General features: G+C 74.0%; 21 protein-coding genes. 20 read left to right on the forward strand and 1 reads right to left on the reverse strand.

What is annotated here, in order from left to right; translation table 11 throughout:
• Positions 1-18: 18 nt before the first annotated feature.
• From F7P10_RS23580 to F7P10_RS23610, 7 genes are all read left to right on the forward strand, one after another.
• Positions 19-1,410: a DUF6801 domain-containing protein gene (locus tag F7P10_RS23580; protein WP_151012301.1), complete on the forward strand. Its 1,392-nt coding sequence runs from the start codon at positions 19-21 to the stop codon at positions 1,408-1,410.
• A 40-nt stretch (positions 1,411-1,450) separates the two neighbouring features.
• The gene (locus F7P10_RS23585; protein ID WP_151012303.1) at positions 1,451-2,455 is read left to right on the forward strand and encodes a cupin-like domain-containing protein; all 1,005 of its coding nucleotides are present in this window, start codon (positions 1,451-1,453) and stop codon (positions 2,453-2,455) included.
• An 879-nt stretch (positions 2,456-3,334) separates the two neighbouring features.
• Entirely contained in the window at positions 3,335-4,255 is a 921-nt protein-coding gene (locus F7P10_RS42645; protein ID WP_176611250.1) for a DUF6801 domain-containing protein, read from the forward strand.
• Positions 4,252-4,734: a hypothetical protein gene (locus F7P10_RS23595; RefSeq protein WP_151012305.1), complete on the forward strand. Its 483-nt coding sequence runs from the start codon at positions 4,252-4,254 to the stop codon at positions 4,732-4,734. The genes F7P10_RS42645 and F7P10_RS23595 overlap by 4 nt, the downstream gene beginning before the upstream one ends.
• A gap of 130 nt (positions 4,735-4,864) precedes the next feature.
• Entirely contained in the window at positions 4,865-5,998 is a 1,134-nt protein-coding gene (locus tag F7P10_RS23600) for a DUF6801 domain-containing protein (protein WP_151012307.1), read from the forward strand.
• Between the two features lie 136 nt (positions 5,999-6,134).
• Positions 6,135-7,385, forward strand: a complete 1,251-nt coding sequence (locus F7P10_RS23605) for a lipase family protein (protein ID WP_254715977.1) — start codon at positions 6,135-6,137, stop codon at positions 7,383-7,385.
• Positions 7,386-7,401: 16 nt separating this feature from the next.
• Positions 7,402-7,935: a hypothetical protein gene (locus F7P10_RS23610; protein WP_151012309.1), complete on the forward strand. Its 534-nt coding sequence runs from the start codon at positions 7,402-7,404 to the stop codon at positions 7,933-7,935.
• A gap of 93 nt (positions 7,936-8,028) precedes the next feature.
• On the opposite strand, the gene F7P10_RS43435 is transcribed toward F7P10_RS23610, so the two are convergent.
• The gene (locus F7P10_RS43435) at positions 8,029-8,472 is read right to left on the reverse strand and encodes a hypothetical protein (protein WP_218040129.1); all 444 of its coding nucleotides are present in this window, start codon (positions 8,470-8,472) and stop codon (positions 8,029-8,031) included.
• A 388-nt stretch (positions 8,473-8,860) separates the two neighbouring features.
• On the opposite strand from F7P10_RS43435, the gene F7P10_RS23620 reads away from it, so the two are divergent.
• From F7P10_RS23620 to F7P10_RS23680, 13 genes are all read left to right on the forward strand, one after another.
• Positions 8,861-9,592 carry an ABC transporter permease gene (locus F7P10_RS23620; protein ID WP_075900612.1) on the forward strand — a complete coding sequence of 244 codons (732 nt, stop codon included), beginning with the start codon at positions 8,861-8,863 and terminating at the stop codon, positions 9,590-9,592.
• A 3-nt stretch (positions 9,593-9,595) separates the two neighbouring features.
• Entirely contained in the window at positions 9,596-10,432 is an 837-nt protein-coding gene (locus F7P10_RS23625) for an ABC transporter permease (protein WP_151012311.1), read from the forward strand.
• Entirely contained in the window at positions 10,429-11,769 is a 1,341-nt protein-coding gene (locus F7P10_RS23630; protein ID WP_151012313.1) for an MCE family protein, read from the forward strand. The genes F7P10_RS23625 and F7P10_RS23630 overlap by 4 nt, the downstream gene beginning before the upstream one ends.
• Entirely contained in the window at positions 11,766-12,806 is a 1,041-nt protein-coding gene (locus F7P10_RS23635; protein WP_151012315.1) for an MCE family protein, read from the forward strand. The genes F7P10_RS23630 and F7P10_RS23635 overlap by 4 nt, the downstream gene beginning before the upstream one ends.
• Positions 12,803-13,882 carry an MCE family protein gene (locus tag F7P10_RS23640; protein WP_151012317.1) on the forward strand — a complete coding sequence of 360 codons (1,080 nt, stop codon included), beginning with the start codon at positions 12,803-12,805 and terminating at the stop codon, positions 13,880-13,882. Before F7P10_RS23635 ends, F7P10_RS23640 begins: the two co-directional genes overlap by 4 nt.
• The gene (locus F7P10_RS23645) at positions 13,882-14,886 is read left to right on the forward strand and encodes an MCE family protein (RefSeq protein ID WP_151012319.1); all 1,005 of its coding nucleotides are present in this window, start codon (positions 13,882-13,884) and stop codon (positions 14,884-14,886) included. Before F7P10_RS23640 ends, F7P10_RS23645 begins: the two co-directional genes overlap by 1 nt.
• Complete coding sequence (locus F7P10_RS23650; RefSeq protein WP_151012321.1) at positions 14,883-15,911, forward strand: MCE family protein; 1,029 nt, start codon at positions 14,883-14,885, stop codon at positions 15,909-15,911. Before F7P10_RS23645 ends, F7P10_RS23650 begins: the two co-directional genes overlap by 4 nt.
• The gene (locus F7P10_RS23655; RefSeq protein ID WP_151012323.1) at positions 15,911-17,173 is read left to right on the forward strand and encodes an MlaD family protein; all 1,263 of its coding nucleotides are present in this window, start codon (positions 15,911-15,913) and stop codon (positions 17,171-17,173) included. Before F7P10_RS23650 ends, F7P10_RS23655 begins: the two co-directional genes overlap by 1 nt.
• Positions 17,170-18,117, forward strand: coding sequence for a hypothetical protein (locus tag F7P10_RS23660; protein WP_151012325.1), 948 nt, complete (start codon positions 17,170-17,172; stop codon positions 18,115-18,117). Before F7P10_RS23655 ends, F7P10_RS23660 begins: the two co-directional genes overlap by 4 nt.
• Complete coding sequence (locus F7P10_RS23665) at positions 18,114-18,608, forward strand: hypothetical protein (protein ID WP_151012326.1); 495 nt, start codon at positions 18,114-18,116, stop codon at positions 18,606-18,608. Before F7P10_RS23660 ends, F7P10_RS23665 begins: the two co-directional genes overlap by 4 nt.
• Positions 18,608-19,123, forward strand: coding sequence for a hypothetical protein (locus F7P10_RS23670; RefSeq protein ID WP_151012328.1), 516 nt, complete (start codon positions 18,608-18,610; stop codon positions 19,121-19,123). Before F7P10_RS23665 ends, F7P10_RS23670 begins: the two co-directional genes overlap by 1 nt.
• Positions 19,120-19,638, forward strand: coding sequence for a nuclear transport factor 2 family protein (locus F7P10_RS23675; RefSeq protein WP_151012330.1), 519 nt, complete (start codon positions 19,120-19,122; stop codon positions 19,636-19,638). The genes F7P10_RS23670 and F7P10_RS23675 overlap by 4 nt, the downstream gene beginning before the upstream one ends.
• Before the next feature lie 127 nt (positions 19,639-19,765).
• Positions 19,766-20,938 carry a helix-turn-helix domain-containing protein gene (locus F7P10_RS23680; RefSeq protein WP_151012332.1) on the forward strand — a complete coding sequence of 391 codons (1,173 nt, stop codon included), beginning with the start codon at positions 19,766-19,768 and terminating at the stop codon, positions 20,936-20,938.
• Positions 20,939-21,019: the final 81 nt, after the last annotated feature.

Here is a 21,019-nt window from a genome sequence, read left to right on the forward strand (position 1 = left end):
CATGCGAGGAGACCGCCAATGACGCGCCGAACGCCGATCCGGGTTCGCGGGACGGCCGCGGCGGCGGTGGCCGCCGCCGTCGTGGCCGGTGCCGTGGCGGGCGGCGGCGCCGCGCCCGCGCGGGCGCTGGAGGCCGACGCGACGCTGCGGTACGCGTGCGCGTTCCCGGACGCCCCGGACGGGACGCCCGTGGGCGTCCGCGTGCGCGCGGAGTTCCCGGCGGGCGGGACGGCCGGGGAGCCCGTCCGGCCGGGCCGCGCGACCGTCACCGCGACGATCCCGGAGAGCGCCGTCCCGGAGGGCGCCGCGGCCGTCGCGGGGACGGCCGCGCTGTCGGTCGCCGCGGCGCAGAACGGCACGCCGGCGCCGGTGTCCTGGGCGGGCCTGGCCGCACCGGCCGCACCCGTCGAGCAGGGCGCGGACCTGGTGCTGGAGGCGTCCGGCGACGTCCCGCCGGTCACCCCCGCCGGGTCCGGCGACCTCACCTTCCGCGCGGGCGGACTCACCCTGAACCTCGACCCCCGGGACGCCCAGGGCCGGACGCCCGAGGGGGCGGAGCCGCTCGCCGTCACCTGCGAGCCGGTCGACGGGCAGGACGGCACGCTCGCGACCGTCCCGGTGGCGGCGGCGTCGCGCGCCCCCGAGGCGTCCGCCGCGCCGAGCGCGACCGCCGCGCCGCGGGCCGCCGCGCCGCCCGCCGAGGAGGCGCCGGGCGAGACGCCGGCGGAGTGCGGCACGTACGAAGGGCCGGACACGACCTGGATGTCGGGCTGCATCTACCTGTCCGGGTTCTCGAACGTGACGAAGCTGGACGGCGCCACGATCGTCAACGACCCCGAGTTCGCCGATCCCGCCCTCACCAACGTCATCTACAAGATCACCAGGACGGGCGCGGAGCTGCGGCAGCGGTTCGTCTCCCCGCTGCGGTCGCGGTCGACGTTCCTGACTTTCGGCCTGATGCCCACGACGGCGACGATGGAGTTGACGCAACGGCCGCTGGAACCGGGCGAACCGGTCTACGGCGCCGTCGAGGCGATCACCGACCTGGAGACCGGCGTGCAGACCGTCAACGCGCACATGAAGATGTCGATCCGCATCTACGACGTCAGCGTGAAGGGCACGCCCCTCGACGTCGGCGCCGACTGCCGCACCGAGGTCCCCGCAGACCTGGAGCTCACCGGCACGATGCCCAACATCCTCCAGGGCGGGACGCTCGACGGGACGTTCGCCATCCCCCGGTTCGAGGGCTGCGGCGCGGGCGAGGACCTCGACCCCCTCTTCAACGGGACGGTCGCGGGCCCGAAGAACCTGCTGCGCGTCACCCTCGGCTCCACCTGCATCCCGTTCGCGCAGATCAGCTGCCCGCCGGTGCTGCCCGAACCGTCCCGTACCGGGTCCGCCGCCGGCTGACCCGCCCGTCGTGAATGCCAACGCGTTAAGGAGGAACACCGTGGCCCCTCCCGTCGAGCAGTGGCGCCGCTGGATCGCCGAGAACCTGCTCCTGGGCAACCCGCCGGAGGCGATCCGCGCGGTGCTGGTGCGGAACGCGTTCACCGAGGCCGACGCCGCCCGCGAGGTGAACGCCGCCCTCGAGAGCCCGTACGTGCAGGGCGGTTCGCGCGTCGCCAACCGGCTCCGCAAGCGCGAATGGACCCTCACCGTCTACGGGCGCCTCGCCCGGATGCGGGCGAGCAGCGGCGTGATCGAACGGCGCGAACGTCCGTCCCGGGACGAGTTCTTCGAGGAGTACTACGCGCAGAACCGGCCCGTCATCATCACCGGAATGCTCAAGTCGTGGCCCGCCCTCGAGAAATGGAACCTCGGCTACTTCCGGGACCGCTGCGGCGACCGCGAGGTCGAGGTCCAGTTCGGCCGCGAATCCGACGAGAACTACGAGATCAACGGCCCGAAGCACAAGCGCGCCATGCCGTTCCGCGAATACCTCGACCTCCTCGAGAACGCCGGGACGACCAACGACTTCTACATGACGGCCAACAACGGCTCCCGCAACCAGGACGCGCTGGCCGAACTGTGGTCCGACATCGACCCGATCGACGAATACCTCGACGGCGACGCGCGCGACAAGAGCTTCTTCTGGCTCGGTCCGGAGGGCACGAAGACCCCGTACCACCACGACCTGACGAACAACTTCATGGCGCAGGTCATCGGCCGCAAGCACGTCAAACTCGTCCCGCTGCACGACACCGCGTACATCTACAACAACGTCCACTGCTACTCCGAAGTGGACGCGAGCGACGTCGACCCCGCGCGCTTCCCCAAGATGCGCAGCGCGCAGGTGCACGAATGCACGCTGGCGCCGGGCGAGCTGCTGTTCATCCCGATCGGCTGGTGGCACTACGTCGAGGGCCTCGACACGACGGCCACGATGAGCTTCACGAACTTCCGCCGCTACAACGACTTCGCCGAGAACTACACCACGTTCCAGCACCTCTGAGGCCGGGACGGCGGCGCCGCTTCCAGGACGTCCCGCAGGACGTCCGGACGGACGTCCGGACGGCCCGGCGGTCACCGGCTGCCGAGGCCGGTGATCCACGCGGACCGGCGCCGCCACACCGCCCTGTGCGGGTTCCGCTCACCTGACGGAACCCGCACAGGGCGTTGGGCGCCATGTTCCGTGCCCCGATCGACGGCCGCCCGTCCGTCCGTCCGTCCGGTACCGGCGGATGCTCGCGCGCCGGGCTCGTCGCCCGCGCCGCTCCCTTCGCGCGCCCGGACTCCGCCCCGGGCCCCGCGGAGAGACCCGGCCCCGGCGCTCGGTGGCAGGCCGCAACAGGTCATGCCTCCTGGTCGACGCGCCCCCGGTTCTGGAGGCGGCGTGAAGGCTTCGCCCTCCCGAGGACCGGATGCCCGGCCGCCGAGGGGACGCTCCCACCGGCCGAACGCGGTGCGGTGCGAGCCCCGACCGGTGGCGCCGGACGCAACGTCGGCGGTCCCGGCCCACTGCCACCTCCGCCCAGTAGACGCGGGCCGGCGCCGTGCGTGCTCTCGCAGTGACAAGTTCCGCCGCGTCCGGGCCGCCGCGCCTCTCCCGCCGCCCGATAATTGTCATCGGCTGAGCATCCTTCTCCCCGCTTGCATGCAGATTGCTAATTCTTGGCCCGGGCCGCCGGATTCGGAAACGCGGCGTATCTGTTGAAGGGGTTGAGTGAAGGGTGTGTGAATTTTGTCAACGGCCCGTACAGACACCCCGGTCGGCCGCTGAGTAGCTTACGGCAACGAATTCAGAACTTTCTCAAGGTCTGATTTTCGGGGGGCGTTTCGACTCTGCGGTGCGTCGACTGATGCACCGGGTCCGTCCAGAAAGGGCACAAAGTTGGAAGGCAAGCTCAGGAACCGCACGCGCCGCACCGTCAGCGGCCTGGCCGCCGCCGCCGTCGGCGGTCTCGGCCTCACCGCGCTCGGCATCGCCGGCGCCGCGCCCGCCATGGCGGAGCCCGTCCACCAGACGCTGAACTACCACTGCGTCTTCCCCCTGATCGGCAACCAGCCGCTCGTCGTCGACGTCCGCTCCGACATCCCGACGGAGATCGCCGTCGGCGAGCAGACGCCGGCGTTCGAGATCGAGGCCACGGCGCACATCACCCCGACCATCCACAACGGGCTGCGGGCCGTGCAGGCCGCCTCGCTGGAGGGCTGGGCCACCGCGCAGGCGACCCTGTCGGTGCCGGAGTCGCCGTCGCTGCCGGTCGCGGTGGACGCGATCTTCGAGACCACGCCCGTCCCGAACCGTCCGGGGGCCGCCTGGGACCTGGTCGCCACGGGCGCCGCGCCGCAGCTGGTCTTCACCCAGCCCGGTCCGGGTGAGATCCACGTCGGCGACATGACGCAGGTCATCAACCCGAAGCGCGCGGACGGCACCGAGGTCTGGCCCGGCGGCCAGGAGGTCCAGTGCACGAAGGACCCGGGCCAGGACGAGCCGTTCGCCACCTTCGAGATCGTCGACGGCACCCCCACCCCGACCCCGACCCCCACCCCCACTCCGACCCCCACGCCCACCCCCACGCCCACGCCGACCCCCACCCCCACGCCCACGCCGACCCCCACCCCGACTCCGACCCCCACGCCCACCCCCACGCCCACCCCCACGCCGACCCCCACTCCGACCCCCACGCCCACCCCACGCCCACGCCGACTCCGACGCCCACGCCCACCCCCACCCCGACGCCCACGCCGACTCCGACCCCCACCCCCACCCAGCACTTCGACTTCACGATCGCCGGTGAGACCTTCGTGAAGGCCCCGAACGGGACGGCGCCGCTGACCGGCACCGTGGGGGCCGACCTCAACCTCATGACCGGCGACGTCCGCGCGGACCTGGAGCTCGACCCGACCAAGGGCGACTTCCAGATCCTCGGGTTCCTGCCGGTGACCGGCGACATCGGGTTCGCGGTCCAGGGCGAGACGACCGGCGTCTACGAGAGCGGGCAGCTGACGACCGACACCTCGGTCATCACCAAGCTGTCGTCGTTCAAGGTGTTCGGGATGCTCCCGATCGGCGGCGGCGAGAACTGCCAGACCGCCGCGCCGTCGGACATCCGGCTGCAGTCCGCGGAGGGCGAGTTCTTCGACCCGAACGCGGGCGGCACGATCAGCGGCGAGTACTCGCTGTCGGAGATCACCGACTGCGGGCCCCTCACCGGGATCCTCAGCCTGTTCACCGCGGGTGACGGCAACACGATCGACATGACCCTCACCCCCGCCACCGAGGCCTGACCGAGGTCCGGGCGGGCCCGTCCGGGCCCCGCCCGGCCCGACCCACGGCGGCCGACCGGCGGCCCCCGTCGTACCCGCGGGTGCGGCGGGGGCCGTCCCCGTCGGACGGACCCACCCCGAAAGGCGAACGTTGACCAGGAAACGAAGAACGGGGCGGCGGGGCGCGCTCTGCGCGGCCGTCGCCGTGGCGGCGTCCGGCCTCGTCGCCGGTCCTGCGGCGGCGGCACCGGCGGCACCCGCGACCCTCGAACTCGACTACCACTGCACCTTCCCGCTGATCGGGCCGCAGCCGGTGCGGGTGTCCCTCGGCGCGGACGTCCCGGAGACGGTGCGGGTCGGCGAGGTGATGCCGGGGATCGCCGTCGAGTCGACGGCGACCGTCGGCGCCGCCTCGGCGCGGGCGCTCGCCGCGCTCGGCACCGCGACCCTCGAGGGCGGCGCCCGCGCCGACGCGAACCTGACCGTCCCGGAGATGCCCGGCGGCCTGCCCGTCCAGGTGGACGTCGGGCTGGAGCGGACGGACGTGCCCGCGTCCGGCGAGTTCACCGTGCGGGGGAGCGGCACGGCGCCCGACCTCACGTTCAGCCGGCCCGGCCCCGGGACGGTCGCCGTCGGGAACCTGGTGCTGACGCTGACGCCCCGGACCGCCGACGGCGGCCCCGGCGGCCTCGGCACGTTCGAGTCCGAGTGCGTGCAGGACCCGGGGCAGGACAACGTCCTCGCGTCCTTCGAGATCGTCGATGCGACGGGCGGGGGCGGCGACCACGCGTACGCGGCCGAGGGCTCGACGCTGCTCGCGGCCGCGGGCGCGACCGTCCCGCTCACCGGCGGGATGGCGCTCGCCCTCGGCGGGGACGGCGCCCGCGCCGACCTCGCGCTCGACCCGGCGACCGCGAACGTCTCCCTGTTCGGGTTCCTGCCGGTCACCGCCGAACTGCGGCTCGACGACGCGGGCGGCGGCACGGCGGAGTTCGCGGACGGTGTCCTCACGACGACGTCCGAGCTCACCGCCGCGTTCCCGGCGTTCCGCGCCTTCGGCGTCGTCCCGATCGGCGGCGGCGCGGACTGCCGGACGTCCGAGCCGGCCGAGCTGACGCTGACCTCGGCACCCGGCTTCGACCCGGCCGCGGGCGGCCGCCTCACCGGCGGCTACGACCTCCCGCCCCTCGCCGGCTGCGGCGTGCTGACCGGCCTGATCGGGGACGCGGTCACCGGCCCCGGCAACACCGCCGAGCTGACCGTCACCCCGGTGAGCACCCCGTGACCCCCCGGAGGAACCCCGTGCCCCGCGCCACCGTGACGTCCCTGCCGCCCGCCCGGCCCGTCCCCTCGACGGACGGGCGCGCGGACCGGCGGGCGGGCGGTGGCCGTGCGAGCGGTCCGGCGAGTACGGCGAACGGATGGGAGCGATGATGCCGATCTTCACCGCACGACGGCGCCGGCTGCTGCTCGGGGGCGCGGCGGCCGCGCTCGTCCTCGCGCTGGGCGCGGCCCCGGCCGTGCCCGCGAGCGCCGCTCCGGCGGCCCCCGCCGCGGCCGATCCGGGGCCGCCGGGCGACGCGTTCTACACGCCGCCGTCGCCGCTGCCCGCCGGGGAGCCGGGGGACGTGATCCGGGCGCGGCCCGCCAAGGCGGGGCCGCCCACCGCGCGGGGGCTCGCGGACGCCTGGCAGGTCATGTACCTGTCGACGGACGCGCTCGGCGAGCCCGTCGCGGTGACCGGGATGGTGCTCGTCCCGAAGGCGGGCGACCCGGCGTCCCTGCCGGTCGTCGGGTTCGGGCCGGGGACGAGCGGGCCGTCGTTCCGCTGCGCACCGTCCCGGTTCATCGACCAGGGCGCCTTCTACGAGCAGGCCGCGCTGAACGAGATGCTCGCCGCGGGCTACGCGGTCGCCGTCACCGACTACGAGGGCTACCACGAGAACCCCGAGACGACCTACGTCGTGCACTCGATGGGGAACGCGCTGATCGACGCGGTCCGCGCCGCCCGGGGGCTCGAAGGGGCGGGGCTGTCGGAGAGCGCGCCGGTCGCGTTCCGCGGCTACTCGCAGGGCGGCGCCGCCGCGATGTGGGCGGGGCAGAAGCAGCCCGCGTACGCGCCCGAACTGGACGTCGCGGGCATCGTGGGCGGCGGCGTCCCGTCCGACCTCGCGGCCGTGGGCATCGCGCTGGAGGGCGCCGACCCGTTCGGGTTCCTCCTCTACTCCATGGTCGGCATGGACAACGCCTACCCGGAGCTGGACCTCGAGTCGTACGTCAACGACGCCGGACGCGCGATGCTGTCGGCGTTCGAGACCGAGACGTGCACGCTGGAGCTGCTGCTCGACCACCAGGGCAAGACGGTGCCGGACTACTTCGCGACGAGCCCGTACGCGTCGGAGCCGTGGCTGGAGCGGGTCGCGCAGAACACGCTCGGCGCGGGCGCGCCCGGGGCGCCGGTGTTCCAGTACCACTCGCGGGCCGACGAGATCGTCGCGTTCGGGCAGGCCGAGCGGCTGCACCGCGACTACTGCGCGCTCGGCGCGCCCGTCACCTGGAAGGAGTGGGACGGCGTCGGCCACATCACGCTCGTCTACCGCGGCAACGAGGACGCGATGGCGTTCCTCGCGGACCGCTTCGCGGGCGAGCCCGCCACCTCGAACTGCGCGTGAACGAAGGAGAACGGACATGGTGCGGCGTGTGATCGCCGGGGCGGTGCTGGCCGGGACGGCCGCGCTCGCCGCCGCCGGCTGCGGAGCCGAGGAGAAGAAGGACCCGCCCGAGGTCGCCTGGGCCGGGAAGCTGTGCGGCATCTCCGCGAAGCTGCCCTCGATGGACGTGCCCCGGTTGCAGGGGGCGGACGCGTCGGCGTCGAAGAAGTCGCTGATCGAGCTGCTGGACGGCGTCTCGTCCCGGATGCGGACGTTCGAGTCGGAGATGCAGAAGCTCGGGAAACCGCCGGTGGAGGGCGGCGACCGGCTGTTCAAGGACGCGATGACGAAACTGATGCAGACGCGTTCGACGGTGACGACGGCGTCGATGCGGCTGGAAAAGGCCGATATCGAGAACCAGAAGTCGCTGCAGAAGGCCGTCGCCCAGATGGGTGACGCGTTCGGGCGGTTCCAGCAGTATCAAGGGCCCGAACAGGACTTCGCGAAGAACGCCGAACTGAAGGCCGCTTTCGCGAAGGCGCCGGCGTGCGGGAGCGGCACCGCGAACTGAGCGCGTGCGGCCGTGCGCCGCGGCCCCGCCCGTCCGACCGTCAGCGGACGGCGGACGGGCGGGGCCGCACGTGCGCCGGCCGCGTCCGGTGCGTCAGCCCTGCGGCGCGGCGGACGCCATGACCTGCATGCAGACGGCCATCGCGCGCTGCATCTCCCCGGACGGGGTCGCGGGCGGCTGCCACTGCCGGATGTCGGACGGCATGTCGACGCCCTTGTCCCGCATGCACTTGGCGAACGCGTTGACGGCCTCCGGGGGCGGGCCGGTGGGCGCGGAGCCGTTCGCTCCGCCGGATCCGCCGGAGCCGCCCGCGCCGCCGTCGGCCCCGGAACCCCCGGCGCCGCCCTGGCCGCCGCCACCGCCCTGCCCGCCGCCGCCGTCGGTGCCGGGCTGCTGCCCGGCGCCCGAGCCGGACGGCGCGCCGGCCGAGGGGTTCTGTCCGGCCGAACCACCGCCGCCGGAGTCGTCGTCACCGCCGCACGCGGTGAGGCTGAGCGCGGGGACCAGCAGCAGGGCCGCGAGATGGCGTCGGTTCACGGGAGTTCCTCTCGGCAGGGGTGGGGATCCGGCGAGGTGCGATCCGGACATTATGCGTCGCCCGGCAGGGGGCGGCTTTGTCATGTCGCACAGGATCATCGGCCGCGCGTTGTCACCCGCGTGACAACGGGCGGGGGCCGCCGGGGCGTCCCCCGGAAAATGCTCTGCCGCTGATGAAAAAGCGGGGTTCGGTGGAAGTCGAAAATATCACCGCCCGCTAGAAAAGGCGCCCCCTACGATTTGATGCGGCTCGATGCCTTGTCCGGGCAATTAACCGCCGAGTAACTTGAGCCGCCGACCGTAAAACCGGAAAGCGCGAAAGGAGGCCGGAGTCGTGCCGACGCCCGTCATCGAATACCCGCTGAACGCGCTGCGCGAGGCCGGCCGGATGTTCGCGCTCGGCGCGACCGTGCTCGGCATGGCGTTCCGCCGCCCGTTCCAGTTCCGCGAGTTCGTCGAGCAGTTCTGGTTCATCGCCAGCGTGACGATCCTGCCGACGGCGCTCGTCTCGATCCCGTTCGGCGCGGTCACGTCGCTGCAGGTCGGGTCGCTCACGCAGCAGTTCGGCGCGCAGTCGTTCACCGGCGCCGCGAGCGTCCTGGTGGTGATCCAGCAGGCCAGCCCGATGATCGTGGCGCTGCTGGTGGCCGGGGTGGCGGGCTCGACGATCTGCGCCGACATCGGCGCCCGCACGATCCGCGAGGAGCTGGACGCGATGGAGGTGCTCGGCGTCTCGCCGGTGCAGCGCCTCGTCGTCCCGCGCGTGCTCGCCTGCGTCGCCGTCGCGTTCCTGCTGAACGGCCTCGTGTCGGTCGTCGGGGTCGCGGGCGGCTACTTCTTCAACGTGCTCATGCAGGGCGGGACGCCCGGCGCGTACGTCGCGAGCTTCTCGGCGCTCGCGCAGCTCCCCGACATCTACGTCGGGGAGGCGAAGGCGATCCTGTTCGGGTTCGTCGCCGGGGTCGTCGCCTCGTACCGGGGGCTGAACCCGAAGGGCGGGCCGAAGGGCGTCGGCGACGTCGTGAACCAGTCGGTCGTCATCACGTTCCTCCTGCTGTTCCTGCTCAACCTCGTCATCACCGGGATCTACCTGCAGGTCGTCCCGCCGAAGGGAGGGTGAGCGATGGCCGTGCTCGGCACGCTGCGCGCCGGCCCGTCCCGCTGGTTCGGCTGGCTGGACGCCCCCGGCGACCAGGGCCTGTTCTACGTGCGGGCGCTGCTGTGGGCGCCGCGCGCCGTCCGCCGGTACTGGCGCGAGGTGCAGCGGCTGCTGGCCGAGGTCGCGTTCGGCAGCGGTGGCCTCGGCGTGATCGGCGGGACGATCGGCGTGATGGTCGCGATGACCCTCGCCACCGGCGTCGTCGTCGGCATGCAGGGCTACTCGGCGCTGCAGCAGATCGGGACGTCCGCGTTCACCGGGTTCGCGTCCGCGTACATCAACACGCGGGAGATCGCGCCGGTGGTGTCGGGGCTGGCGCTGTCGGCGACGGTCGGGGCCGGGTTCACCGCGCAGCTCGGCGCGATGCGGATCGGCGACGAGGTCGACGCGCTCGAGGTCATGGGCATCCCGAGCCTGCCCTACCTGGTGACGACCCGGATCATCGCGGGCGCGGTCGCGATCGTCCCGCTGTACGCGGTCGGGCTGCTGTGCGCGTACCTGGCGTCCCGGGCGGTGACGGTGCACGTCAACGGGCAGTCCGCGGGGACCTACGACCACTACTTCGGGCTGTTCCTGTCGCCCGTGGACGTCGTCCTGTCGTTCCTCAAGGTGCTGGTGTTCAGCGTGCTGGTGATCCTCTCGCACTGCTACTACGGCTACCGTGCGGCCGGCGGCCCCGCCGGGGTGGGCCGGGCCGTCGGCCGCGCGGTCCGCACCTCGATCGTCCTGATCAGCGTCAGCGACTTCTTCTTCAGCCTGGCGGTGTGGGGAACGACCACGACCGTGAAGGTCGCCGGATGAGCGCCCGGACGAGCGCCCGGACGAACGCCCGCCGGACGGCCGGACGGCGCCGCCGCGCGACCTCGCCCGTCCTCGGCAGGCGGCTCGCGGGCGTGGTGTTCCTGCTGGTCCCGGCGCTGCTGATCTGGCTGTCGATCGCGGTGTACGACAAGCGGTTCACCGAGGTGGCGTGGGTGACGCTGCGGACGGCGAGCGTCGGCAGCGAGATGCACCCGCACGCGGACGTGAAGCTGCGCGGCGTCGTCGTCGGCGAGGTCCGCGAGATCGACTCGGACGGGCGGGGCGCGACGCTGCGGCTCGCGATCGACCCGGAGCGGGTGCCGATGCTGCCCGCGAACGTGTCCGCGCAGCTGCTCCCCACGACCCTGTTCGGGCAGCGGTACGTCGCGCTGATCCCGCCCGCGCGCCCGGCCCGCGCCCGGCTGGTCGCGGGCAGCGTGATCACCCAGGACCGGTCGGCGAACGCGATCGAGCTGCAGCGCGTCCTCGACAACCTGTACCCGCTGCTCACCGCCGTCCGGCCCGCGAAGCTCGCCGCGACCCTCACCGCCGTGTCGACGGCCCTGGACGGGCGCGGCACCGAGCTCGGACGGACGCTCGTCGAACTCGACGCGTACCTGAAGGAGATCAACCCGAGCGTCCCGGCGCTGAACCGAGGCATCCGCGAGCTCGTGCAGGTCACGCACCACTACGAGCAGGCCGCACCGGACGTCCTGCAGGCGCTCAACGACTTCTCCTACACCAGCCGCAGCATCGCCGCGCAGCGCGACGACCTCGGACGGCTCTACGCGTCGCTCACCGACGCGTCCCGGAACCTGTCGGACTTCCTGCACGAGAACAGCGAGAACTTCATCCGGCTGACGGCCGAGAGCCGCCCGACCCTGGAGCTGCTGCGCGAGTACTCGCCCGCGTTCCCCTGCACCCTCGCGATGCTCACCGATTTCGTGCCCGTCATGGACGAGGTCCTCGGCGCGGGCACCGACCGTCCGGGACTGCACGTGAACGTCACGACCGTCCCGTCCAAGGGGAAGTACGTGCCGGGCCGCGACCGGCCCCGCTACACCGAGGCCGACGGCCCGCACTGCTACCCCGTCCCGTACGGGACGGGCGGCGGCGCGGAGCCGGACGGGGCCGCCCTGCCGGACGCGGGGGCGGGCGCCGCGACGCCCGTCGCCGTCGCGCCCGGCGCGCTCGGCCTGCCGAACTCGCCGCAGGAGAACCGGATGGTGAACGAGCTGGTGGCGCCGTCCGTCCAGGAGGTGCCGGAGGCGCTGCCCGGCTGGAGCAGCGTGCTCGTCGGCCCCCTCTACCGGGGCGCGGAGGTGACGCTGAAGTGAAGCGCAGGAGCCTCGCCGGGCCGCTCGCGAAGTCGCTGGCGTTCGTCGTCGTGACCGCCGTCGCGACCGGGATGCTGGCGCTGTCCATCGGACGGTTCGGCGCCCGCGACACCGTCTCCTACAAGGCGCGGTTCACCGACGCGTCCGGGCTGCGGGACGGCGACGGCGTGCGGATCGCGGGCGTCGAGGTCGGCCGCGTCGAGGACATCGACGTCGTCGACCGGCGCACCGCGCAGGTCACGTTCGCGGTCGAGCGGGGCCGCGAGCTGCCCGCCACCGCCACCGCGACGATCAAGTACCTGAACCTGATCGGGCAGCGGTACGTCGCGCTCGACCGCGGCACCGGCGCCGCCGGCACGCTGCGGCCGGGCGCGACGATCCCGGTCGAGCGGACCACGCCCGCGCTGAACCTGACGCAGCTGTTCAACGGGTTCCAGCCGCTGTTCCAGGCGCTGTCGCCCGGCGACGTCAACAAGCTCGCCGGGTCGCTCGTCCAGGTGCTGCAGGGCGAGGGCGGGACGGTCGAGGGGCTGCTGTCCACGATCGGGTCGCTGACCGGCGGGATCGCCGCGAAGGACCGGGTCATCGGGCAGGTGATCGACAACCTGAACGCCGTCCTCGGCACCGTCAACGCGCGCGACGACGAGCTCGGCACGCTCGTCTCGACGCTGCGCCGCCTGGTGTCCGGGCTGGCGTCCGACCGGACGGCGATCGGCGAGGCGATCGGCGCGCTCGACGCGCTCGCGGGCACCACCGCCGGGCTGCTGCGGGACGGCCGGGAGCCGCTGAAACGCGACATCGAGCAGCTCGGACGCCTCTCGGACAACCTCGCGGACGAGTCGGACACCGTCGAACGGTTCCTGGAGACCCTGCCCGTGAAGGCGGAGGCCATCGGCCGCGTCGCCTCGTACGGCTCGTGGCTGAACCTCTACATGTGCGAGGCGGCCGTCACGGGCGTCACCTACGAGCAGTACCCGGGCGAGGAGCACCCGCCGCCGTCCGGCGTGCCGCTGACGGACGCGAGGTGCGGCGCATGAGCGCGCGACCGGGCAAGGCCCGAACCGTGAGGCGGCGGCCGGCGGGGCGGCGGCGCCCGCTGGTCAGGCCGGTGCGGGAGCGGAACCCGATCGTGGTCGCCGTCGTGTCGATCACCCTGCTGACGGTCGCGGCGCTGCTCGCCTACAACGCCAAGGAGCTGCCGGTCATCGGCGGCGGCACCCGCTACACCGCCGACTTCGGCGAGGCCGCCGGGCTGCGCGCCGGCAACGAGGTGCGGGTCGCGGGCGTGAAGGTCGGCGAGGTCACGGCCGTCCGGCTGGACGGCGCGAAGGTCGCCGTGTCGTTCCGCGTCCGGGACACGTGGGTCGGCGACGCCAGCACCGTCGCGATCGCCATCAAGACGCTGCTCGGCGACAAGTACCTCGCGGTAGACCCGCTCGGCGCGCGCGCACAGGACCCGGGCGACCGGATCCCGCTCGGCCGGACGACGTCCCCCTACGACGTCACCGAGGCGTTCGAGGACCTCGCGGGGACCGTCGGGCGCCTCGACACCGCCCGCCTCGCGCAGAGCCTCGACGTCCTGTCCGGGACGTTCGACGACACGGCGCCCGAGGTCCGCGAGGCCCTGTCGGGCCTGTCCGCGCTGTCGAAGACGATCGCGTCGCGGGACGCCGAACTGTCCCGGCTCCTCGCGAACACCCGCCAGGTGACCGGGACGATGGCCGACCAGAGCGGGAACATCGAAGCGCTCCTGCGCGACGGCAACCTGCTGCTGGCCGAGATCCGCCGCCGCCGGGAAGCGATCCACAACCTCCTTGTCGGCACCCAGGAACTGTCCCGGCAGATCTCCGGTCTCGTTGCCGACAACCAAGAGCAACTCGACCCCACGCTGCGCGCGCTCGGCCGCGTCACCGACCTGCTTGAGCAGAACCAAGCGAACCTGGACCGCGCGCTGAAGACCGCCGGCCCGTACACCCGGCTGCTGGGCAACAGCCTCGGGAACGGGCGCTGGATGGACGGCTACCTGTGCGGGCTCGTCCCGCCCGAGTACCTGCCGGAGGGCCGCGAAGCCCCCGACGAGGGGTGCGTGCCGCCCCGGAAGGGCGGTGGCTGATGCTCCGCAGACTTCGGGGGCCGGCCGTCCTCGTCGCCGCCGGTGCCGCACTCCTGGTGGCGGCCGCGCTCGCGCTCGTCCGCGTCCAGGGCCCCGACGGCACCCGCATCACCGTGTACTTCCGCAGCGCCGTCGGCATCTCCGCGGGCTCGGACGTGCGCGTGCTCGGCGTCCGCGTCGGCGCGATCGACTCCGTCACGCCCGAGGGCCCGCGCGTCCGGACCGTCCTCACCGTCGACCACGGCGTGCGCGTGCCGTCCGGGGCGAAGGCCGTCGCGATCGCACCGAGCGTCGTCGCCGACCGGTACGTCCAGCTCACCCCCGCGTACACGGGCGGCCCGGTGCTGCGGTCCGGCGGCGTCATCGACGTCCGGGACACCGCGACGCCGATGGAACTCGACCAGGTCTACGCCGCCGTCGAACGCCTCGCCGGCGACCTCGGACCCGGCGGCGTCAACGCCGACGGCGCGCTCTCCCGGGCCCTCGAGACCGGCGCGGAGAACCTCGACGGCAACGGCCGCGACATCCGCACCACCACCGAACGGATGGCGCAGGCGGCCAAGACCCTCTCCGGCTCCCAGCACGACCTCTTCGCGACGATCCGTTCCCTGCAGACGTTCACGTCCATGCTCAGGGAGAACGACGGGCAGGTGCGGCGGGCCGAACGGCAGCTCGCCGACGTCAGCGAGTTCCTCGCCGCCGACCGGCACGAGCTGGACGCCGCGATCCGGCTGCTCACCCGCGCCCTCGCCGACGTCGAGGCGTTCATCCGCGACAACCGCCAACAGGTGCGGGAGAACGTGCACAAGCTGTCCGACATCACGCGGACGCTCGTGAAGCAGCGCCGCTCGCTCGCCGAGGCCCTCGACGTCCAGGCGATCAACGTCGTGAACGTCCTGGGCGCCTACGACCCCGCCACGAAGTCGCTGATGGGGCGGCAGAACCTCACCGAGCTGACCCCGCTGCCCGTCACCGGACGGCCCGTCCGAGGGGAGGCGCCGTGACCCGCCGGGCACTCGCGCTCGCGCTCGCCGCCGCGACCCTCGCGTCCGGCTGCGGCTTCGGCGGCCTCCAGGACGTCCCCCTGCCCGGCGGCGCCGACCTCGGCGACCACCCGTACACGGTGCGGGCCGAGTTCGCGGACGTCCTCAACCTCGTCCCGCAGTCCGCCGTCAAGGTCAACGACGTCGCGGTCGGCCGCGTCACCGGCGTATCGCTCCCCGCCGACGGCTGGACCGCCGTCGTGACCATGCAGGTCAACGGCGACGTCCGGCTCCCGGCGGACGCGCACGCGAACGTCCGGCAGTCCAGCCTGCTCGGCGAGAAGTTCGTCGAGCTGTCCACGCCCGGTTCGTCCGGTTCGCCGGGCGGTGGGCGGCTCGCGGACGGCGCCGTCATCCCGGCCTCCCGCACCGGCCGCAACCCCGAGGTCGAGGAGGTGTTCGGCGCCCTGTCGATGCTGCTCAACGGCGGCGGGATCGCCCAGATCCGCACGATCACCACGGAGCTGAACCGCGCCCTCGACGGCAATGAACCCGAGATCCGGTCGCTCCTGCACCAGGCCGAACAGCTCGTCGGCGCCCTCGACGCCAACCGCGAGGGGATCATCGACGCCATCGACGGGATGAACCGCCTCTCCGCGACCCTGCGGGCCCGCGACGACCAGATCGACGTCGCCCTCACCGACCTCGAACCCGGCCTGCGGGTGCTCGAGGAGCAGCGCGGCGCGCTCGTCCAGATGCTCGCCTCGCTCGACGAGCTGTCGGACGTCGCCGTGACCACCGTGAACCGGAGCAAAGCGGACCTCATCGCCGACCTGGAGGCCCTCGAACCGACCCTCCGCAAGCTCTCCGACGCCGGCACCGACCTCCCGAACGCCCTCGAGGTCCTGCTGACCTACCCGTTCACCGACGCCGTCCTTCCCGCGATCAAGGGCGACTACCTGAACGTGTACCTGACCGTCACCGCGGAGCCGGGCACCACGATCGTCCCGCCCATCGCCCCGCTCCCCGCCGTCCAGGGGGACTGATGCTCACCCTCGGCACCCGCATCAAGAACCTCGTCTTCCTCGTCGTCGGCCTCTACGCCGTCGCCCACGTCGGCCTCAACTACGCGGACCTGGGCAAGTACGTCGGCCTCGCCGACCACTACGTCATCGAGGCCGAACTCGGCGAGGCCGGGGGCCTGGCCGAGAACGCCGACGTCACCTACCGGGGCTCGTCCGTCGGACGCGTCGGCGAACTCCACCTGACCGCCGACGGTGTCGTCGCCGAACTCCGCATCGACGACGACGCCCCGCGCATCCCCGCCCGCACCGAGGCCGTCGTCGCGAACCGCTCCGCGATCGGCGAGCAGTACATCGACCTGCGCCCGGCCACCGCGTCCGGCCCGTACCTGGCGGCGGGCGAGGTGATCCCGCGCTCCGCCACCGCCACGCCGCCCCCGGTCACCGACCTGCTCACCAGCGTCAACGCGCTCGCCGAATCGGTGCCGACGGACGCGCTGCGCACCGTCGTCGACGAACTCGGGATTGCGCTCGCCGGGCAGGGCCCCAACCTGCGCGCCCTCCTCGACGAGACCCGCGCGCTGACCGACGCCGCCAACGCGAACGTCGTCCCGACGCGCACGCTGATCGACGACGCCGAGACCGTCCTGCGCACCCAGAACGAGGAGGCCGCGGCCCTCAAGACGTTCGGCAGCAACGCGCGCCTGCTCGCCGGACAGCTCCGCGAGTCCGACCCCGAGTTCCGCGACCTCGTCGCGACCGCCCCCGGCGCCGCCACCGAACTCCGCGCGCTCGTCCGCGACCTCGACCCCTCGCTGAGCGTCCTCGTCGCGAACCTCCTCACCACCTCCGAACTCCTCGCCCACCGCACCGACGGGCTCGAACAACTCATGTCCGAGCTGCCGGCCGCGGTCGCCGCCGGAACGTCGGTCGTGCGCGACGGCCGGCTCACCTTCGGAATGGTCACCACCTTCTTCGAGCCCCCGAACTGCACGGCCGGTTACGAGGGAACGAAGTACCGCAACGGGCTCGACACGTCCCCGGGCGCCCCGCTGAACGTCGCGGCGTCCTGCACCGCGCCCCCGTCGAGCGGCGTCAACGTCCGCGGCGCGGCGAACGTCCCGCGCCGCCCCGTCCCCGAACCCGCACGCGCCGGTTCGGTGCTCGACGCCGCCGTTCCCGACCCGTCGCTGCCCGGCGCGCTCGCACTGCCGGGAGTGCCGGAGGGGGCCGCGGGCGCGCCGGACCTGCGTGCTCTGCTCGCACTCCCGGAGGCCCGGCCGTGACCGGGCGCCGGGAGTCCGTCGCGGACGGGACGTCCGGGGGCGCCGGTGCGGACGACGCCGCGTGGCGCGGCGCGCTGCGCGCCGAGGACGGCGGCGAGCGCCGGGAGCGGACCTCCGCGTCGCGGGACCGCTGGCGCGGACGCACCCGGCGTGCCGGGAGCGAGAAGGGTGCACGACCGCCGTACCCGGACGGCGGCGGCGACGCGGACGGCGGCGAAAGCCCGAAGGGGCCGCCCACGTCGGCGGACCGGAAGCGCGGGGACCGGTGGCGCGCGGAACGGTGGCGCGGGGACCGGTGGCGTGGGGACGGGAAGCGTGGGGACGGGAAGCGCGGGGACCGGTCGCACGGGGAACGACCGCGCGGGGACCGGTCGCGCGGGGACCGGAAGTGGTCCGACCGGCGGTCCGACCGGCGCCGCGACGGCCGGGCGGGCCCGGGGACGCTGCTCGCCGGGTGGGGGCTCGTGGGGTGGTGCGTCGTGGCGGCGGCGGTCGTGTTCCTCGGCTGGTCCGCGTGGACGGTCTGGCGGGACGAACCGGCGGCCGGGCCCTCGGGGGGACGGGCGGTGGTCCTGCGGGCGGCCGAGCGGCACATCGGGGTGCTGAACTCGATGGACGCCGGCGACGTGGACGGGGGGTTGCGTGCGTGGCTCGGGGCGACGACGGGGGCGCTGCACGCGCACCTGCGGGAGGACGAGGCGGCGAACCGGCGGAAGATCGGGGAGTCGGGGACGGACGCCGCGGCGACCGTCACCGGCGCCGCCGTGACCTCGCTGGACGAGCGGGCCGGGAAGGCCGAGGTGATCGCGTCGGTGCGGGTGCGGCTGACGTTGCGGGGCGGGGAGCCGACGATGCAGCGCAAGCGGTTCGAGGCGGAGCTCGCGCGGACGCCGCAGGGGTGGAAGCTCGAGTCGCTCACGTCCGTCCCGGTGGGTGCGCGATGAGGCGGCTGCTCCGGTTGTACCGGCCGTTCGCCGTCGCGCTCGGCATCGTGCTGATCGGCGTCGCGCTGCGGCCCCTCGCGGACGCGGTCCGCGAGGACGAGCGGGTCGTGGCCGGCGGGGCGGCGGAGGCGGAGCTGACCGGGGCGGTGTCGCGCGGGCTGACGTCGGTGTTCGGGTACGCGGCGGGGGACGTCGCCGCGACCGAGCGGGCCGCGGCGGACGTACTGCGGGGCCCGGCGCTGCGGCAGTACCGCGTGCTGTTTGGCGAGGTGAAGCGGCAGGCGCCGGAGCAGCGGGTGACGCTCGTGACGCGGGTGGTGCGGACCGGGGTGGTGTCGCTCGACGGCGACGCCGCACGGGTGCTGGTGTTCCTCGACCAGACGGCGACGCGCGCGGGGAAGCCGGTGGGGACGCCCGCGGCGGCGCAGCTCGTCGTGACGGCGCGGCGGGACGGCGGGCGCTGGACGATCCACGACCTGCGGGCGGTCTGATGGACGAGGGCCCGGATCTCGTGCACCGGACGGCGGTCGCGCTGGCCGTCCTCGCGGCGGTGTTCGCGCTCTGGGGCGGCCGGTCGTGGTACGCGGCGGCGCACGACGACGCGGCCGCGTACTCGCGCGTCCGGACGGAGGCGCTGCGGGCGGGGGAGCAGTCGGTGCAGAACCTCAACACGCTCGACTACCGCACCCTGGAGCCGGACCTGCGGACGTGGCGGGAGTCGACGACCGGGGAGCTGCACGAGGAGATCACGCGGGGCCGGGCGGAGTTCGAGAAGCGGGTGCGGGAGGCGAGGACGGTGACGTCCGCGAAGGTCCTGGAGGCGGCGGTGGCCGAGCTGGACGCGCGGTCGGGGCGGGCGCGCGTCCTGGTGGCGGTCGAGATCACCGTGACGCCGCCCGAGGGCGACCCGGTGGTCAAGCAGGACCGCCTGGTCGCGCGGCTCGACCGGACGGGCGGCGGCTGGAAGCTGAGCGGGCTCGGCCGGGCGCTGCGGGACGCGCTGTGAACCGGCGCGCGACGGCGGTCCGGCCCGCCGTGCTCGGGCTCGTGGCGGTGCTGCTGGCGGCGTCCGGGTTCTGGGCGCGGCAGGAGGCGGCGGCGTTGCGGGACGATCCGGCCGTGCGGAACACCGCGCTCACCGACGGCGCCGCGACGAGCGAGGTGAAAGGCGCGGTCGCCGACATGATCGGGCGGTTGTTCTCCTACGACCACGCGGCCCCCGAACGCACCCGGAAAGCGGCAGAGGAGTTTCTCACCGGCGACGCGGCCGGGCAATACGAGGGCATCTTCGGAAAGGTGCGCGAGGAGGCGCCGAAACGCGAGGCGGTGCTGAGTACCCGGGTCACCGAGAGCGCCGTGGTCACGCTCGCGGACGGGCGGGCGCGGCTCCTCGTGTTCGCCGACCAGCGCACGACCCGGACCGGCGACGGCCGCAGCTCGCACGCGCCCGCGATGCTGGCGGTGGACGCCGTCCGCCGGGACGGCCGCTGGCGCATCGCGGGACTCGACACGTTCGGCTGAATTCTCCGCGCCCGCCCTTTGTCACCCGCCCCCAGGAAAACTCGTCCGACGAGTACCGTCCGGCACAACCGGAATGGCGCGGGATCCGCAATCCTTGGGACCGATGATCCTGAGGGGGAAACGGCGAATGGCATTGGACGTGTCCACGTTCGAGAAGGTTCCGAAAGAAATAACGGAGTGGCTGCGGGCCCGGGTGGACCGGGCGGCCGGCGAGCTGCTGCGCGAGCTGGGCGAGCGCGGTGCGGCGCCGGCGGCCGGGGACGAGGGGCGCCGGGTGCGGTCCGGGGTCGCGGCGGGGCTGCGGCACTTCTGCGACCTGGTCGACGACCCGGACGCCGGCTGGGACCGGGTGCGGGCGTTCTACCTGCGGGTCGGGCGCCATCTGGCGCGCGACGGCCGCGACCCCGACGAGATCGGGCAGGCGCTGCGCCGGTCCGCGCTCGCCGCGTGGCGCACGCTCGCGGCCGTCCCCGGCGGCCTCGACCTCGACCGCGCGGCGCTGGGGCTGGTGGTGGACGCCCAGTTCGCCTACATGGACGCGGTCGCCGAGGTGATCGCCGCCGGGTACCGGGAGGAGCGCGCCGCCGGGACCGACCTGGACGTCCGGCGCCGCTCCCGGCTGCTGCACCTGCTGCTCGCCGATCCGCCCGCCGACCCCGACCTGGTCGCGGCGCTCGCCCGCGAGGCGCGCTGGCCGCGGCCCCGCACCGTCGCGGCGGCGGCCGCGCGCCCCCGCCGGGACGGCGCCGTCCCGCCGCGCACGCCGCCGCCCGGCGCGCTCGCCGACTTCGGCGCCGCCGAACCCGCCCTGCTGTTCCCGGACGCCCCGGGCGGCGCCCGTCCCGTCCTGCCGGACGACCTCCTGCGCGACTGGGTCGTCGCGATCGGGCCCGCCGTGCCGCTCGCCCGCGCCGCCCGCTCGCTGCGGTGGGCCCGCGAGACGCTCGCCCTCGCGGGCCGCGGCGGCATCCCCGACAGCGGCCCGATCCGCAGCGCCGAGCACGTCCCGGCCCTGGTGATCTCGCGCGCCGGGGAGCTGATCGACGACGCCGCCGCGACGCGGCTCGCGCCGCTGCGCACCGTCCCGCCCGCCCGCCGCGACCGGCTCACCGAGACGCTGCTGGCCCTGCTGGAGCACAACTTCAACGCCGCCGACGCCGGACGCCGCCTGCGCGTGCACCCGCAGACCGTCCGGTACCGGCTGCGGCACCTGCAGCTCCTCTTCGGCGACGACCTGCGCGACCCGCGGCGCTGCCTGGAGCTCGAGCTGATCCTGCGGAGAACGTTGTCAACGGATTGATAACGCCGTTTCCGGATCGCGCGTCCCGCTGTATGGTGCGCGACGAGCACGGGGGGTGACACTCGGGGGTCATTCGTGTGA

This window comes from Actinomadura sp. WMMB 499 (genome assembly GCF_008824145.1).
Taxonomy (GTDB): domain Bacteria; phylum Actinomycetota; class Actinomycetes; order Streptosporangiales; family Streptosporangiaceae; genus Spirillospora.

Coding starts and splice junctions, on each gene's coding strand:
- F7P10_RS23610 (WP_151012309.1), top strand. CDS start 7,402: ATGGTGCGGCGTGTGATCGCCGGGGCGGTGCTGGCCGGGACGGCCGCG.
- F7P10_RS23580 (WP_151012301.1), top strand. CDS start 19: ATGACGCGCCGAACGCCGATCCGGGTTCGCGGGACGGCCGCGGCGGCG.
- F7P10_RS23670 (WP_151012328.1), top strand. CDS start 18,608: ATGGACGAGGGCCCGGATCTCGTGCACCGGACGGCGGTCGCGCTGGCC.
- F7P10_RS23665 (WP_151012326.1), top strand. CDS start 18,114: ATGAGGCGGCTGCTCCGGTTGTACCGGCCGTTCGCCGTCGCGCTCGGC.
- F7P10_RS23640 (WP_151012317.1), top strand. CDS start 12,803: ATGAGCGCGCGACCGGGCAAGGCCCGAACCGTGAGGCGGCGGCCGGCG.
- F7P10_RS23645 (WP_151012319.1), top strand. CDS start 13,882: ATGCTCCGCAGACTTCGGGGGCCGGCCGTCCTCGTCGCCGCCGGTGCC.
- F7P10_RS23620 (WP_075900612.1), top strand. CDS start 8,861: ATGTTCGCGCTCGGCGCGACCGTGCTCGGCATGGCGTTCCGCCGCCCG.
- F7P10_RS23605 (WP_254715977.1), top strand. CDS start 6,135: ATGGGAGCGATGATGCCGATCTTCACCGCACGACGGCGCCGGCTGCTG.
- F7P10_RS23630 (WP_151012313.1), top strand. CDS start 10,429: ATGAGCGCCCGGACGAGCGCCCGGACGAACGCCCGCCGGACGGCCGGA.
- F7P10_RS23625 (WP_151012311.1), top strand. CDS start 9,596: ATGGCCGTGCTCGGCACGCTGCGCGCCGGCCCGTCCCGCTGGTTCGGC.
- F7P10_RS23680 (WP_151012332.1), top strand. CDS start 19,766: ATGGCATTGGACGTGTCCACGTTCGAGAAGGTTCCGAAAGAAATAACG.
- F7P10_RS23655 (WP_151012323.1), top strand. CDS start 15,911: ATGCTCACCCTCGGCACCCGCATCAAGAACCTCGTCTTCCTCGTCGTC.